This is a genomic window from Rhizobium sp. WYCCWR 11128 (genome assembly GCF_013416305.1).
GTDB classification, from domain to species: Bacteria; Pseudomonadota; Alphaproteobacteria; order Rhizobiales; family Rhizobiaceae; genus Rhizobium; species Rhizobium indicum.
On record NZ_JACCEZ010000004.1, the window covers coordinates 241,911 to 257,052 of the forward strand.

General features: G+C 61.2%; 17 protein-coding genes. 2 read left to right on the top strand and 15 right to left on the bottom strand.

The genetic code is table 11. The annotated features are described in order from the left end of the window. Positions 1-3 precede the first annotated feature (3 nt). On the top strand, positions 4-3,330 hold the full coding sequence (locus tag HX898_RS15935) for an efflux RND transporter permease subunit (protein WP_012758677.1): 3,327 nt from the start codon (positions 4-6) through the stop codon (positions 3,328-3,330). Positions 3,331-3,494: 164 nt separating this feature from the next. Further along, complete coding sequence (locus tag HX898_RS15940) at positions 3,495-4,178, top strand: Crp/Fnr family transcriptional regulator (RefSeq protein ID WP_180195068.1); 684 nt, start codon at positions 3,495-3,497, stop codon at positions 4,176-4,178. A gap of 19 nt (positions 4,179-4,197) precedes the next feature. Here the strand turns inward: HX898_RS15940 and ureG are convergent, their stop codons facing one another. The 15 genes from ureG to urtD form a co-directional block, all read right to left on the bottom strand. Then, positions 4,198-4,809 (bottom strand): urease accessory protein UreG, encoded by a 612-nt coding sequence (ureG, locus tag HX898_RS15945; RefSeq protein WP_003542294.1) that lies wholly within the window; start codon positions 4,807-4,809, stop codon positions 4,198-4,200. 190 nt (positions 4,810-4,999) lie between these two features. After that, positions 5,000-5,671 carry an urease accessory protein UreF gene (locus HX898_RS15950; protein ID WP_180195069.1) on the bottom strand — a complete coding sequence of 224 codons (672 nt, stop codon included), beginning with the start codon at positions 5,669-5,671 and terminating at the stop codon, positions 5,000-5,002. A gap of 6 nt (positions 5,672-5,677) precedes the next feature. Further along, positions 5,678-6,256, bottom strand: a complete 579-nt coding sequence (gene ureE, locus HX898_RS15955) for an urease accessory protein UreE (RefSeq protein ID WP_180195070.1) — start codon at positions 6,254-6,256, stop codon at positions 5,678-5,680. A 148-nt stretch (positions 6,257-6,404) separates the two neighbouring features. Beyond that, positions 6,405-7,268 (bottom strand): GGDEF domain-containing protein, encoded by an 864-nt coding sequence (locus tag HX898_RS15960; RefSeq protein ID WP_180195071.1) that lies wholly within the window; start codon positions 7,266-7,268, stop codon positions 6,405-6,407. A gap of 331 nt (positions 7,269-7,599) precedes the next feature. Then, on the bottom strand, positions 7,600-8,271 hold the full coding sequence (locus HX898_RS15965) for a TIGR02117 family protein (protein ID WP_171598531.1): 672 nt from the start codon (positions 8,269-8,271) through the stop codon (positions 7,600-7,602). A gap of 31 nt (positions 8,272-8,302) precedes the next feature. Next, positions 8,303-10,015, bottom strand: coding sequence for an urease subunit alpha (ureC, locus tag HX898_RS15970; protein ID WP_020051336.1), 1,713 nt, complete (start codon positions 10,013-10,015; stop codon positions 8,303-8,305). A 3-nt stretch (positions 10,016-10,018) separates the two neighbouring features. Continuing rightward, positions 10,019-10,642: a Urease operon accessory protein gene (locus tag HX898_RS15975; RefSeq protein ID WP_171598590.1), complete on the bottom strand. Its 624-nt coding sequence runs from the start codon at positions 10,640-10,642 to the stop codon at positions 10,019-10,021. Between the two features lie 16 nt (positions 10,643-10,658). Then, the gene (locus HX898_RS15980; RefSeq protein ID WP_180195072.1) at positions 10,659-11,066 is read right to left on the bottom strand and encodes a lysozyme inhibitor LprI family protein; all 408 of its coding nucleotides are present in this window, start codon (positions 11,064-11,066) and stop codon (positions 10,659-10,661) included. Between the two features lie 22 nt (positions 11,067-11,088). After that, positions 11,089-11,394 carry an urease subunit beta gene (locus tag HX898_RS15985; protein WP_003542314.1) on the bottom strand — a complete coding sequence of 102 codons (306 nt, stop codon included), beginning with the start codon at positions 11,392-11,394 and terminating at the stop codon, positions 11,089-11,091. A 10-nt stretch (positions 11,395-11,404) separates the two neighbouring features. After that, positions 11,405-11,656 carry a DUF1272 domain-containing protein gene (locus tag HX898_RS15990; protein ID WP_171598534.1) on the bottom strand — a complete coding sequence of 84 codons (252 nt, stop codon included), beginning with the start codon at positions 11,654-11,656 and terminating at the stop codon, positions 11,405-11,407. Positions 11,657-11,666: 10 nt separating this feature from the next. Continuing rightward, the gene (locus HX898_RS15995) at positions 11,667-11,969 is read right to left on the bottom strand and encodes an urease subunit gamma (protein WP_003561955.1); all 303 of its coding nucleotides are present in this window, start codon (positions 11,967-11,969) and stop codon (positions 11,667-11,669) included. Positions 11,970-12,002: 33 nt separating this feature from the next. Continuing rightward, positions 12,003-12,824 (bottom strand): urease accessory protein UreD, encoded by an 822-nt coding sequence (locus HX898_RS16000; protein WP_180195073.1) that lies wholly within the window; start codon positions 12,822-12,824, stop codon positions 12,003-12,005. Between the two features lie 152 nt (positions 12,825-12,976). Then, a complete protein-coding gene (urtE, locus tag HX898_RS16005) occupies positions 12,977-13,672 on the bottom strand; it encodes an urea ABC transporter ATP-binding subunit UrtE (protein ID WP_138330204.1) in 696 nt (231 codons plus the stop codon). 18 nt (positions 13,673-13,690) lie between these two features. Then, positions 13,691-14,209: a hypothetical protein gene (locus tag HX898_RS16010; RefSeq protein ID WP_138330203.1), complete on the bottom strand. Its 519-nt coding sequence runs from the start codon at positions 14,207-14,209 to the stop codon at positions 13,691-13,693. 76 nt (positions 14,210-14,285) lie between these two features. Then, entirely contained in the window at positions 14,286-15,041 is a 756-nt protein-coding gene (gene urtD / locus HX898_RS16015; protein WP_026158829.1) for an urea ABC transporter ATP-binding protein UrtD, read from the bottom strand. Between the last annotated feature and the right edge of the window lie 101 nt (positions 15,042-15,142).

The window sequence follows — 15,142 nt, forward strand, 5'->3', positions numbered from 1 at the left end:
CCGATGAATTTTTCAGCCTGGTCCATCCGAAATCCCATTGCACCACTGCTGGCCTTCTGCCTGCTGGTGTTCATCGGCATGCAGTCCTTCAACGCGCTGCCGATCACGCGCTTTCCGAACATCGACGTGCCGCTCGTTTCGATCAACGTGACGCAGAGCGGCGCTTCGCCGGCCGAGCTCGAAATGCAGGTGACGAAGGAGATCGAAGACGCGGTGGCCTCCATCACCGGCATCGACGAAATCCAGTCGACGGTGACCGACGGCAGCTCGCAGACCGTCGTCATGTTCCGGATGGAAGTGCCGACCGAACAGGCCGTGCAGGACACCAAGGATGCAATCGACCGCATCCGCAGCGATCTGCCGACTACGGCCGAAGCACCAATCGTCTCCAAGGTCGATGTCGAGGGACAGGCGATCCAGACCTTCGCCGTTTCCTCGCCTGCCATGTCGCTGGAAGAACTTTCGTGGTTCGTCGACGATACGATCAAGCGTTCGCTGCAGGGCCAGGCCGGCATCGGCCGTGTCGACCGTTACGGCGGCGCCGAGCGCGAAGTGCGCATCGAACTTACCCCTGACAAGCTCAATGCCTACGGCATCACCGCCGCGAGCGTGAACCAGCAGCTGCGCGGCACCAACATCGACCTCGGCTCAGGCCGCGGCCAAGTGGCGGGAAGCGAACAGGCGATCCGTGTTCTCGGCGACGCCCGCAACGTCGCCGACCTCGCCAACACGACGATCGGCCTGCCGAACGGCCGCTTCGTCAAACTATCCGATCTCGGCGTCATCAAGGACACCTATGAGGAGCCGAAATCCTTCTCGCGCTTCAACGATACGCCAGTCGTTACCTTCGGCGTTTTCCGCTCCAAGGGCGCCAGCGAGGTCAGCGTCGCCGAAACCGTGGCGCAGAACCTCGACAAGGTGCGGACCGAAAATCCGAATGTGAAGATCGAACTGATCGACGATTCGGTCTATTTCACCTACGGCAACTACGAAGCCGCCATCCATACGCTCCTCGAAGGCGCGCTGCTCGCCGTCATCGTCGTCTTCCTGTTCCTGAGGAACTGGCGCGCGACGCTGATTTCGGCAATCGCCCTACCCTTGTCCGCGATCCCGACCTTCTGGATCATGGACATGATGGGTTTCTCACTGAACCTCGTCAGCTTCCTCGCTCTGACGCTCGCCACCGGTATCCTTGTCGACGATGCGATCGTCGAAATCGAAAACATCGCCCGCCACATCAAGATGGGCAAGACGCCCTATCGAGCGGCGATCGAGGCGGCTGATGAAATCGGCCTTGCCGTCATCGCCACCACCTTCACCATCATCGCCGTTTTCGTGCCCGTTTCCTTCATGCCGGGCATTCCGGGCCAGTACTTCATCCAGTTCGGTCTGACCGTCGCCTTCTCTGTCTTCTTCTCGCTGATGGTGGCGCGCCTGATCACCCCGATGATGGCCGCCTATCTGATGCGCGCCGAAGACGCCATGGAAGACCATCACGACAATGACGGCCTGCTGATGCGCGGCTACACCCGTCTCATACGTGGCACGACTGGACGCTGGTACACGCGTTACGCGACGCTGATTGTCGCGTTCGCTTTTCTGGTCGGCTCCGTTTTGTTGCTGATGCAGGTTCCCGGCAGCTTCCTGCCGCCGGAAGATGCCTCACGCATCGTTCTTTCCGTCGAGCTGCCGCCCAATGCACGCCTTGACGACACCGAGAAGACGACGGATGCGATCTATGACAGGGTCAAGGACATCAACGGCGTCGATAGCGTCTTCGTCCTCGGTGGCGCATCGCCGAAGGGCGATCTCGAACTGCGCCGTGCGACCATCACGCTGGCACTCGATAAGCTCGACCAATCGCTGGTCAAGAAGATGGTCAACGACGTGATCGGCCGTATCCCCGTCATTGGCCCGAAACTGCCGAAGGTGGAGGTCCACGGCCGAGAACGCCCGCAGTGGGATATCGAAAAGGAAGTCTTCGCCAAGCTGCGCGATATTCCCGACGTCCGGATCCTGAAGCTCAATGACCGCGGCGAACGCGACCTCTCCTTCAACTTCCTTTCCAAGAACGACAAGGACCTGAACGACGCTGTCGGCATTCTGGAATCCAAGCTGCGCGCCGATCCGTTGCTTGCCAATGTCAGCGCCGACGGCTCCCTTCCCCGCCCGGAACTGCAGGTTCACCCGCGCATGGATGAGGCGGCCCGCCTCGGCATTACGCCGCAGCAGATCTCCGAGACGATCCGCGTCGCCACCATCGGCGATGTCGATGCCGCCCTTGCCAAGATCTCGCTCGACGATCGCCAGATCCCGATCCGCGTTCAGGCCGCACTCGACATGCGTCGCGATCTCGCGGCCATCCGGACATTGAAGATCCAGACCGCCAGCGGCGGCACCGTTCCGCTCGCGAGCGTCGCCAATATCGACTATTCGGAAGGCGTAAGCTCGATCAAGCGCAACAACCGCTACCGCGTCGTCTCGATCGGTTCCGACCTGCCGCAGGGCGTAGCACTCGACACGGCTTCGGCCCGCTTCCGTCAGATCGTCAATGACGCCAATATCCCGGCCACGGTGCACCTTGCCGAAAGCGGCGACACCAAGGTGCAGAGCGAGATGCAGCAGAGTTTCGTCAACGCCATGTTGATGGGCCTGCTGCTGGTGCTGACCGTGCTGATCCTGCTCTTCAAGGACGTGATCCAGCCCTTCACCATCCTGTTCTCGCTGCCGCTCGCCATTGGCGGCGTCGCAGCCGGCCTGATCCTCACCAGCAATCCGCTGTCGATGCCTGTCATGATCGGCATCCTGATGCTGATGGGTGTCGTCACCAAGAACGCCATCCTGCTCGTCGATTTCGCAATCGAGATGCGCCATCAGGGCATGCCTCGCGTCGAGGCCATGGTCGAAGCCGGCCGCAAACGCGCCCGGCCGATCATCATGACCTCGATCGCCATGTCGGCGGGCATGCTGCCTTCCGCGCTCGGTGTCGGCGAAGGCGGCTCGTTCCGCGCGCCGATGGCGATCGCGGTGATCGGCGGCATCATCGTCTCGACTGTGCTCTCGCTCGTCGTCGTGCCGTCCTTCTTCCTGATCATGGACGATCTGTCCCGCCTGCTTGGTTGGGCTTTCGGTCGCCTGGTCGGCAGGAAGGACGAGGAGGAGCTGCCGCTGTCGCGCGAGGATCTCACCCGTGTCACCCGGGAGAACCGCAGCGAGATCGACTCGCTGGAGGAGCGCCTGACCGCAATCGAAAAGCCGGAAGGCAAACGCAAGAGCGCCAAAGGCAACGACACCAACGTGCTGCGCCTGCCGCCCTTCGCGGCGGAATAAGCAAACCCAGGAAATGAACGGGCCGGGAGCGATCTCCCGGCCCGTTTCATTTTTTTGGTCATGTCTGACGGTTGACCAAAATCAATTCCGTCGCCGTCTCCCTCCCGTATTTTGCCCGGCAGCATAAGGAATTGAAAAGACCGGCCAGATCAGGAGACCGGGAGATGAACAGAACGCTGACATTCAACGGCCATGAGACCGCTGTGCTCACCAAGGCCGCCTTCATGGCCGGGCTCGACCACAACGAGGCCCAAGCCCTGCGCGCCTGCGGCACCGTTCTCCTCTGCGACCCGCACGACGTTCTCTTCGAGGAGGGCGACAAGGCCACCTATTTCTATTGTGTGCTCAGCGGTTACGTCAGGCTCTATCGTCGCAACGGCGACGGCAGGCAGGCCGATATCCGCATCTGCGAGCCCGGCGACAGCTTCGCCGAATGCCTGATCCACGCCGACGAAACCTATCGCACCGGCGCGCAGGCGATAGATCATGCCGTGCTGGCATGCTTCCACATTCCCAAGGTTCGTCTGTTGCTCGAGGAACGGCCGCGGATCGGCAAGGCGATCATGCGCAGCCTGTCACTGCATCTGATCTCGACGATGGAATGCCTGGCAAGCGACCGCATGCAGACGGCGCCGCAGCGCGTGGCGCACTATCTGCTGACCCATTGCGTTGAGAACGGTGCGACCGCTTCGCTGCGGCTGCCCTTTCCGAAAAATCTGCTCGCCCGCAAGCTCGGTCTCGCGCCGGAGGCGCTTTCGCGCGCCTTCTCGACGCTGAAGACGAAAGGTGTCACGGTGCGCGGCCGGGCGATCGCCATCAGCGACGTCAACCTGCTGCGGCAGGTCTGACCGCCAAAATCATCCCGCTTTAGAGCCCGCCCTGCTCCCTGAGGAAGCTGACGATCGAACTGACGCCGTCGCCGCGCTTCATGTCGGAGAAGACGAAGGGGCGGCTCGCACGCATGCGCGTCGCATCCCGGTCCATGACCTCGAGATCAGCGCCGACATAGGGCGCCAGATCCTTTTTGTTGATGACAAGCAGGTCCGATCGGGTGATGCCGGGGCCCCCCTTGCGCGGGATTTCCTCGCCCTGGCAAACCGAGATGACATAGATGGTGATATCGGCAAGATCGGGCGAAAAGGTCGCCGCCAGATTGTCACCGCCGGATTCGATGAAGACGACGTCGAGATCGGGGATCCGCTGGTTGAGGCCGGCAATCGCCTGCAAATTGATCGTCGCATCCTCGCGGATGGCGGTATGCGGGCAGCCGCCCGTTTCGACCCCGACGATGCGGTCCGAAGTCAATGCTTGCATGCGCACCAGCGCCTCTGCATCCTCTGTCGTGTAGATATCGTTGGTGACGACGGCGACGGAATAGTCGTCGCGCATCGCCTTGCAGAGCTTTTCGGTCAGCGCCGTCTTGCCCGAGCCGACCGGCCCGCCGATGCCGACACGCAAAGGTCCGTTTCTTGATTTCATATGCCTTACTCCAATCGAACCTCGATGATAACGAAGCCGCCCGCCCGCGCCACCGTCAAATGACTTAGAGCGCCTGTTTTTCTTCGAATCACGGAAGCGCTCTATCTCTTGGTTTTCACGTAATTCCCGACGCAAAACCGCTGCGCACTTTTGCTGGAATCGCTCTCGCCCCAGCGATAATTTCGGACAATCACGAACGGAACAGCCGCGTCGCCTGCGTCTCGTGGCGCAGGCTGGCAATATCGGCCTGCACCGTCGCCGAACCCAGATCGTCGAGCGTCGAGGCTGCCGCCCGCCGGGCAACCTCCGCGATACGGTCTTCCAGACCGGCAAGCACGGTAACGCCATCCCTTTGCCCGGCGACACTGAGGCGGATACCGGATGAAACCGCTTGTGAGACATAGGCATGCAGAAAGGCGGCGAGCGCCTTCTCGGGTTCTATGCCATGGGCGCCCGTCACCGCTCCGACCGCAATGGGATAAGCGACCTTGTCGGGTAGCCGCTCGAACACCCCGTCCGGCCAGGCCCGCGCCGCTGCGAGAAAAGCCTCACCGAGCAACATCGTTTCCTGATGGCGCTCGCGTGATCCGGCAAGCGCCTCGGCGAGCGCGGCGATCTCGGCAAGGCGCACGGCTTCCGCTTGGTGCTTGTGACTTTCAGCCAGAAGCACCGCATCGTTCCAGACCGAACCATTGCCGATCAGCGTGCCGGTCCAGGCCGAAAGCGAGGCCGCATCCGTAACAAGCCCGTCGACCACCGCCCGCTCCAGCCCACCCGAATAGGCAAAGCCGCCGATCGGAAAGGCCGGCGAGAGCCATGCCGTCAGGCGCAGCAATGCCTGCAACTCGCGATCCCCGGTCATCAAGGCTCAGTCGTGCTTGTGGTCATGATCATGACCGCGATCGTGGCGGTGTTCATGCTCGTGCTCGTAGCCATGTTCGTGATCATGGTCATGGCCGTGATCATGCCCGTGGTCATGATTGTGATCGTGATCATGCCCATGCGAATGCCCGCCTTGGGAATGATAGGCGCCCCGCGCCGGCTGGAATGGCTCGTCGATCTCGAGGACGACGGCGCCGAGGCCCTGCAGCATGGTGCGGATGACATGGTCGCGGAGGATGACGATTCGGTCTTCCTCGATCTGTGCGGCAAGATGCCGGTTGCCGAGATGCCAGGCGAGCTCTACCAGATGCGTGCGGTCGCGTCCGCGAACCTCGAAGAGCTGCTCGTCGGCAGCGAGGATCTCGATCAGTTCGCCGTCGTCGCGCACCAAAAGGTCGCCATTGGCGAAAAGCACCGGATCCTTGAGATCGAGCATGACCATCTCGCCATTTTCCAGATGCAGCAGCTTGCGGCGCAGATGGCGCAGATCATGCGGCAGCTTGACCTGGGCGATCGGGTGGGAGGAAGGGGTTCCGGCGGGAAGATAGGAAGTGACGCGCTGCATGACATGTCCGTTTTGCTGAGAGGACGACCATGCAAAATAGCTCTTCCCGATGCAAGCACCAATGGCCTTTTGTCTAAATCAAAAAATAGAGCATGATGTCGTCCGAAAACAGCAAACACTTTTCGGCATCATGCTCCAGACCTGGCTTTTATATTCCGTAAGCCTGCATCACATCGTCGCTCTCCGGTCCTCTGTTCTCGCCATCGACGCCGTTATCGACGAGCCCGTGCCAGGCGTGATGCAGACCTTCCCGTTCGTGTACGACGCGATTGCGCCCGAGCGCCTTGGCGAGATAGAGCGCCCGGTCGGCGGAGGCATAGACCGCCTGCTTGTTGCGCCCGGCGACCAGATCGGCAACGCCGCCGGAAACGGTGATGCGGATATCGTGCCCCTCGGCCTTGATGGCGCCGCCGGCGATCCGAGCCCGGACACCTTCGATGCGCTCCATGCGCGCCTCCAGCGGCTCCCCGGAGACGATGACGCCGAACTCCTCCCCACCCAGCCGTGCGACGACGGACATCTCATCGAAGGCGGATGTGAGCATGGCCGAAACGGCAATGATAACGGCATCGCCACACCCATGGCCGAAGCGGTCATTGATCGTCTTGAAACGGTCGACGTCAAAAATCACCAGGGACGCGTTGCCATCGGCATTCTCAAGCGCCTCGGTAAAAGCGCGCCGGTTGAGCAGTCCGGAAAGCGTATCCGTGCGGCTGAGTTTTTCGAACTCCGCCCGCGAGAGCGCGAGGTCGCGCATGGCAAAGCCGGCAAACAGCGACAGCATGCCGGAAACGGTACCGCCGATCAGCCACGAAAAGATCGCGCTGAAGCCGATTGCATGGGCGAGCGTCACCGGCAGGAGCCCGAGAAGATCAAGCGACGGCATCGTCAATGCGATAATGACTCCCGAGAGAATAACGGCGAGAAAAGCCATCTTCAGGGCGAAGACATAGACGTTCTTGCGGTATTGAAGATCGCCGAAATCGGCCTGCAGCGAAATCCAGTTTCTCATCAGAATCAACCTTCCTGCTCGGCGTTTCCAGGCATTGATAAGAGCCCAATTGCTGCGGGTGTCTTAATCGACTCGTTAAGATTCGAACGGTTTCGGACGAATCGGTGGATAGAACTTTTCTAGCAGGGGATGCAGTTTTCCAATCTCTGAATCGAACAGCGCAGAGAGATACTTAAATTACTGATATAAAAGAGATTTATTGATCCGTGCGGGGCAGCTGTTCCAGAATGGTTTAGCTGGGAAAAACATCGGCTTTTCCATTGATTTTTACAACCATATGGAGAGCGCTATTCACAATTCGCTTTAAGAGCGGACTGGCTCTACGGCTGCTTCAATTGTAGACAGAAACTGACAATCGCAATGCTTGTGGAATCGGGCTCCATAAGCCGGTTCGAAGCCCAGCCGAGCGCAGGGCGGCGGCGCTCCAGGTGTTGCAGCCGAAGAGAGCGTTGAAGTATCCCCTGGCCTCGAAGAAACGGTCGATCTCGCCGTAACCGGCATCCGGAATCGGCACCACCGCGCCCGCGTCGCGCACGAAGCTGTCCGAGATAAAATTGCGCAGCTGCGCTAATTGATCGTCACTGACATTGAATGCCGCAACAGTCGGCTGCGGCTCGGTGATATGACCGGCAAGATCCACATGCAGCACTGAACGGTCGATCGTCAGCGCGCGCAACACCGGCAGCGGCTTCAGTTCCGCCCAAGTGGGAGTTTCCAGATAGAAGGCACGACCGCCCCAGCCGATAATGAGCCACTCCGCATTCGGATGGCCGAGCGGAAAACCGGTATCGTCAAGGAAGGAAAAGGCAGCCCGCGTTTCCGCGTCGAGCGGAATGGCAATATCGGTATGGATCGGGCCCGACAGCAGCAGGATCCGATGCGTCACTGCGGCAGACGACGCCTTGACCGGCGCAATCAGCGGCCGGGGAATAAGGGTCCCGCAGGCCGCCGAAAGCACGAGCAGGAATACGATCCGCAACAACCAGCGGATGCCTGTCCTCATCGCAACCGTCCATCACGCATCGGACGTAGGCCTAGAACAGAAAATAGCGCTGCGCCATCGGCAGCACCGTCGCCGGCTCGCATGTCAGCAATTCGCCGTTCGCCCTGACCTCATAGGTCTCCGGATCGACCTCGATCTCGGGTGTCAGGTCGTTGTGGATCATCGATGCCTTGGAGATGCCGCCGCGTGTATTCTTCACCGCGACCAGTTCCTTGGCGACACCGAGCCGACCCTTCAGGCCGCCGTCGAGGGCGGCCTGGCTGACGAAGGTAACGGAGGAATTGGTGAGGCTCTTGCCATAGGAGGCAAACATCGGCCGGTAGTGCACCGGCTGCGGCGTCGGGATCGAGGCGTTCGGATCGCCCATCGGGGCGGCGGCGATCGAGCCTCCGAGCAGCACCATATCGGGCTTCACGCCGAAGAAGGCCGGGTTCCACAGCACGAGGTCGGCGCGCTTGCCGACTTCGACCGAGCCGATCTCACGGCTGAGACCATGGGCGATTGCCGGGTTGATCGTATATTTGGCGATATAGCGGCGGACACGGAAATTGTCGTTGTCGCCTTTTTCCTCCTTCAGTCGGCCGCGCTGGCGCTTCATCTTGTCGGCCGTCTGCCAGGTGCGGATCGCCACCTCGCCGACGCGGCCCATGGCCTGGCTGTCGGACGAGATGATCGAGAAGGCGCCGATATCGTGCAGGATGTCTTCGGCGGCGATAGTCTCCTTGCGGATCCGGCTTTCGGCAAAGGCGATATCTTCGGGGATCGACGGCGACAGATGGTGGCAGACCATCAGCATGTCGAGATGCTCGGCGATCGTGTTGACCGTATAGGGACGCGTCGGATTGGTCGACGACGGAATGACATTCGGCTGGCCGCAGATCTTGATGATATCAGGCGCATGCCCGCCGCCCGCCCCTTCCGTGTGGAAGGCATGGATGGTGCGGCCCTTGATGGCGCCGATCGTATCCTCGACGAAGCCGCTTTCGTTCAGCGTATCGGTGTGGATCATCACCTGCACGTCGTATTCATCGGCAACCGACAGGCAGCAGTCGATGGCGCCTGGTGTCGTGCCCCAATCCTCGTGCAGCTTCAGCGAGGTGGCGCCGGCCAGCACCATTTCGGTCAGCGCCCCCGGCAGCGAGGCATTGCCCTTGCCGGCAAAGGCAAGATTCATCGGAAAGGCGTCGGCCGCTTCGATCATCCGCGCGAGGTGCCAGGGACCGGGCGTGCAAGTGGTGGCGAGCGTGCCGTGCGCCGGTCCCGTGCCACCGCCGAGCATGCAGGTCATGCCGCTCATCAGCGCTTCCTCGATCTGCTGCGGCGCGATGAAATGGATATGGCTGTCCATGCCTCCAGCGGTGACGATCTTGCCTTCGGCGGCGATCGCCTCCGTGCCGGGACCGACGATGATGTTTACACCCGGCTGCATGTCGGGATTACCGGCCTTGCCGATCGCGACGATACGCCCGTCCTTGAGCCCGATATCGGCCTTGTAGATGCCCGAATGATCAACGATCACCGCATTGGTGATGACGGTATCGACCGCACCATCCGCCCGCGTTACCTGGCTCTGGCCCATGCCGTCGCGGATCACCTTGCCGCCGCCGAACTTCACCTCCTCGCCATAGGTAGTGAAATCCTTCTCGATCTCGATGAAGAGCTCCGTATCGGCAAGGCGCACCTTGTCGCCGGTGGTCGGTCCGAACATGCCGGCATAGGCGGCGCGCGAGATCTTGTAGGGCATCTATCAGGCTCCTTGGGAGGAAGAGACGAGTGTTTCTCCGCCGAGCCGCGCGAGGCGGCCAGCGGCAATATGGCTATCGACAAGCTGTCGTTCGGCCGCAAATGGGTGCAATTCCCAGCCGACGTGGCCGAAGCCGGCAAGCGTCACCTCGGCCTCGGCGTATGTGTTCAGCACCTCGGCAATGACGATCATACCGCTGCTCGGCACGACATAGGGCGACGGAGAAAACGCCGAAAGCGAGGCATCCACGGACTCGTGAACCGCCTTGCCGATGACGACGTGCTTCTTGCCGGTATCGGCGCAGAAGACACTGAACTCGCCCGTATAGTTGTCACAGAAATCGTCGAGTTCCGGATGCGAGACGGCAAGCGGCGCCCGCATCGCAGCGAATTTTTCCGGGTCGCGCACACTCCAGATTTCGCTAGCCGACACCACGCCCGGATGGGCGCGCCACTCACGCGAACCGAGCATCGCCTTTGCCGGCCTGCCGGTATTGCAGACCGCGACGGCATCCGTGCGGCTACCGCCGGCGCCATAGGAGCGGCAATCATTGAAGCGGATGACGAAATCGGCGGCATCGATGATGCCAGCCCCGCCCTGCTCAATGTCGCCATTGCCGACGATCATGATTTTCCTGATCACCCTAGTTGCTCATCGTATCTTCGAGCTCTCTCAGCTCTTTCGTGCGTTTGTCCGTAATGTTGGCGAGACACCCGGCGACCAGCATCGGCTCCATCGTGCCGCCGCGGGCCTGAAAGCCGAAGGCGTCGCATTCGGCGTAGCGATAATCGATCCAGGCGCGCTGCGCCTTGACCAGCGCCTGCTCTGCGCCCTTCCTGTCGCCATCCAGGTCCTTGTCGATCGCCGCCAGGGCGGCGCGGGTCTTCTTATATTGCGCATTCAACGCCTTGTCGGCGGCCTCATGGCGCCCCGACTCGCAGGCAGTCATGTCCGATTGCGTCTTGGGACTGTTGCAATCGATATCCTCAGCAGAGACAGCACCTGCCGTCAGCAGCATCGCCGCCCCGACGAGGCAGATATTCAAGCGCATGCGTTTCTCCAGACTATTGTTCTTAAAGCTTGCCCATCACCAGCTGACGGAATCCGTAGACCTCGCGCTTGCCGGAAAGCGGGATCAGCGTCACCGAGCGCGTCTGCCCCGGTTCGAAGCGCACCGCCGTCCCCGCCGGAATATCGAGCCGCTTGCCATGTGCTGCCGCGCGATCGAAGGAAAGCCCGGCATTGGTCTCGGCGAAATGATAGTGGCTGCCGACCTGCACCGGCCGGTCGCCGGTATTGGAAACCTCCAGCGTCACCGTCGGCGCGCCGGCATTCAGTTCGATGTCGCCGCTTGCGGCAATGATTTCGCCTGGAATCATCTCGTCCTCCTTAAGCCGCCTTGGGCGCGCAGCCCTCGGCTTTCAGCACACGCTTCGTCGACGCCGGATTTTTGGCGAGCATCGCCACCGGCCGAATAGGCCTCGCGACGAGATTGCCACTGCAGTTCGGGCAGACACCCTTCAACACGGCGTCCACGCAATCGGCGCAGAAGGTGCATTCATAGGTGCAGATCCGTGCCTCTGCGCTGTCAGGCGACAGATCTTTGTCGCAGCATTCGCAATTGGGCCTGAGCTCCAACATTCCTATCTCCTCACCGGATTGGTTCGTGCACGGTGACGAGCTTGGTGCCATCGGGAAACGTTGCCTCCACCTGCACGTCATGGATCATCTCGGCAATGCCCTCCATCACCTGGTCGCGGCCGATCACATGGGCACCGGCTTCCATCAGTTCGGCAACCGGACGGCCGTCGCGGGCGCCTTCGACGACGAAGTCGCTGATCAGCGCGATCGCTTCGGGATAGTTCAGCTTGACGCCGCGCTCCAGCCGCCGCCGCGCCACCATCGCCGCCATCGAAATCAACAGCTTGTCTTTTTCTCTCGGAGTGAGGTTCATCGCTTGTCCATCTGCTTGATCGAATGCTGAAGTTCATAGATTCCAGACTTTCGGCACAGGCGCACCATTGCGCAAGGCGGAAATGACCGGGATCAGGATTTTTCTGAGTGAGAAGCCGTCGGCTGCGGCAAGGCGGACGACGAGCTTGCCATTCCAAGCGCTCGCACCGCCCATCGATCCTTCGACGAGCGGCCGGACTTTGCCAAGATAGGCTTCTGAAAGCGGCCCGGCATAAAGCAGTGTCGCAAAGGCCACCTGTCCGCCGAGCACGGCCTGTCGCGCCGCCAGTGCCGCCACACCTTCGGAAAGTCTGAGTTCTTCGGCGTGGATCAGTTGACCCGAGCGGCGGATGCGCCAGCGATCGCGGAACAGCCCCGATACCACCGCCTCACCCATCGCCTTGCGGCCGAGCAGCACGGCTTCGACAGCCAGAAATTCGGCGCTCTCGTCAAGATCGACATCCAGCCGGCGGAAAAGTGCGGCCCGGTCGAAGAGGATCGTTTCCTGCGGCAGCCAGTCGACGCGGGCTTGGGCTCCAACCTTGATGCTGGTCGCCACCTCGGCGATGCCGGCCGATGCCTTGTAGATCTTCTCGCAAGCCTGAGTGGTGACGTCGATGCGCGTGCCGGCGCCGGCATCCACGCTCCAATTCATCCGATCGCCGCCCGTCAGCCCGCCAGCGGTATTGATGATGACGGCTTCCATGGAGGCGTCGAAGGTATCGGGCAGGCGGATCTTCGCCGCCCCCTCCTGATAGAGTTCACGGATGCGCGTGCGGCCATCGAACAGCTTTGCCGCCAGATGCCCGCGCCCTTCCGCTCTTTGCGGTCTCGTGCCTGCCGCCGCAATCGTCATATCGTCCCTTTCGGTCGCGCCCCCCGGTTTTCATTCAAGCGCGCAGATAGCGGAAAGCAAGCAATTCCTATGCCGCCCCGAGCAGACCTCTGGCGGCGGCGGAAGGTTTTCCAGGCGCCGCGCCCTCTGCTGCAATATGCGGCATCTGCCGGTCAGACAGTCAGGTGGCGGCGGGCCTCCGGCGTATCCAGCGTCTCGGCAAGCCCTTCATGCACGATTTCGCCGCGGTCCATGATGTAGACATAGTCGGCAAGCTCACGGCAGAAATCGAGATATTGCTCGACGAGCAGGATCGCCATGCCTGTGGAGTCACGCAGATAGCGGATCGCCCGGCCGATATCCTTGATAATCGATGGCTGAATGCCCTCGGTCGGCTCGTCGAGCACGAGAATCCTCGGCCGCGTCACCATGGCGCGCCCGATCGCCAGTTGCTGCTGCTGCCCGCCGGAAAGATCGCCGCCGCGACGTGACAACATCGACTTCAGCACCGGGAAGAGACTGAAGATGTCATCGGGGATGTTGCGGTCGCGGCGGCCAAGCGGAGCAAAGCCGGTTTCGAGATTTTCCTTGACTGTCAGTAGCGGGAAGATTTCGCGCCCCTGCGGCACATAGCCGATGCCCTGCTTGGCACGGGCAAAGGGCGGCAGGCCGTTGAGCTTTGTATCGTTGAAGGTGACGGTACCCGCCGACAGCGGATGCTGGCCGGTAACGGCGCGCAGAAGAGAACTCTTCCCCACGCCGTTACGCCCCAGCACGCAGGTGATCTTGCCCATCTCCGCTGTGATCGAGATGCCGCGCAGCGCCTGAGCGGCACCATAATGCAGGTTTGCGTTTTCGACTGTCAGCATGCGTTCACCCATTCCCCATCAGTTCATCAGCATGCGCCTCAGCATTTGCAGGGCGTGCTCCTGTTCCTTCGTTCTCTCACCACCGACCTCGGCCACTTCCTCGGCAATGCCGATCAATTGCTGACGCTCTTGCATGTCGAGCGCCTCTATCCAAAGAGGCCGGAACCGTCGGATCGGATCTTCGGGACTGGTGACGTTCTTAGACGCCCACTCGCCGAAAACCAGCACCTCTTGCATATCGCCCGGCCGGATGATGCCTTTCATGCGATTGCGAACGACATCCTTCGCAGCGTCGAAATAGATCGGCTTTTCCTTGGCAAGGCAGAAGAGGAAGGCCACCGCCGCAATCGCCGGATCGGCGATCGAGGCCAGCGGCGCTGCCTCGGCCTGCTTGCGGAACTTTCCGCGCTTATAAGCGCCCCGCATACGCTCGACGGAATCGATGATCTCGTTTCCCGCCTCACGCACCATTTTCAAACGCCAATACCAGACGACCGCGCCGCTGATCGCCACGACCAGAATACCGAGAAAAGCCATGATGAAACCCCACAATAAAACCCGCTCGTTTTAGAGCTCGTTCTTTTGTCAGGTTCAAGCCTGTAAGTTGCATTCATCACCGCCCCAAATAGTTCTCGATGACCTTCGGATCCGAACTCACAAAATCGATCGACCCTTCGGCCAGCACCGATCCCTCAGCAAGGCAGGTCACCTTGACGCCGAGGTCTCGGATGAAGCCCATGTCATGTTCCACGACGACGACCGAGCGCGTCTTGGCGATATCCTTGAGCAGGATCGCAGTTTCCGCCGTCTCCGCATCCGTCATGCCGGCCACCGGTTCGTCGACCAGCAGCAGCTTCGGCTCCTGTGCCAAGAGCATGCCGATCTCCAGCCATTGCTTCTGCCCGTGCGAGAGATTGGCAGCGAATTCGTCACGGCGATGCGTCAGCCGCACCGTTTCGAGGATCTCCTCGATGCGCGCCTTGTCCTCGCCCGAAAGCCGGTAGAACAGCGTCGAGAACACGCCGCGACGACGGTTCAGCGCCAGCTCCAGATTGTCCCACACCGTATGGCTTTCGAAGACGGTCGGCTTCTGGAATTTGCGGCCGATGCCGAGCTGGGCGATATCGGCTTCATCCTTCTTGGTGAGATCGATCGTGCCGTTGAAGAACACCTCGCCCTCATCGGGCCTGGTCTTGCCGGTGATGATATCCATCATCGTCGTCTTGCCGGCGCCGTTCGGGCCGATGATGGCGCGAAGTTCGCCGGGTTCGATGACAATCGACAGCGAATTCAGTGCCTTGAAGCCATCGAAGGAAACCGAGACGCCGTTGAGATAAAGCACGCTGGTGGGTTTGACGTCGGGGATCATGGCGCTCACTCCGCTGCCTGGATTTTCGGCTGGATACCGTCTTCCTCGGCCGCCGGTGGTGCCGCCTTGGAGACGACCTTCCGCTTGCCGAGATATTGCGC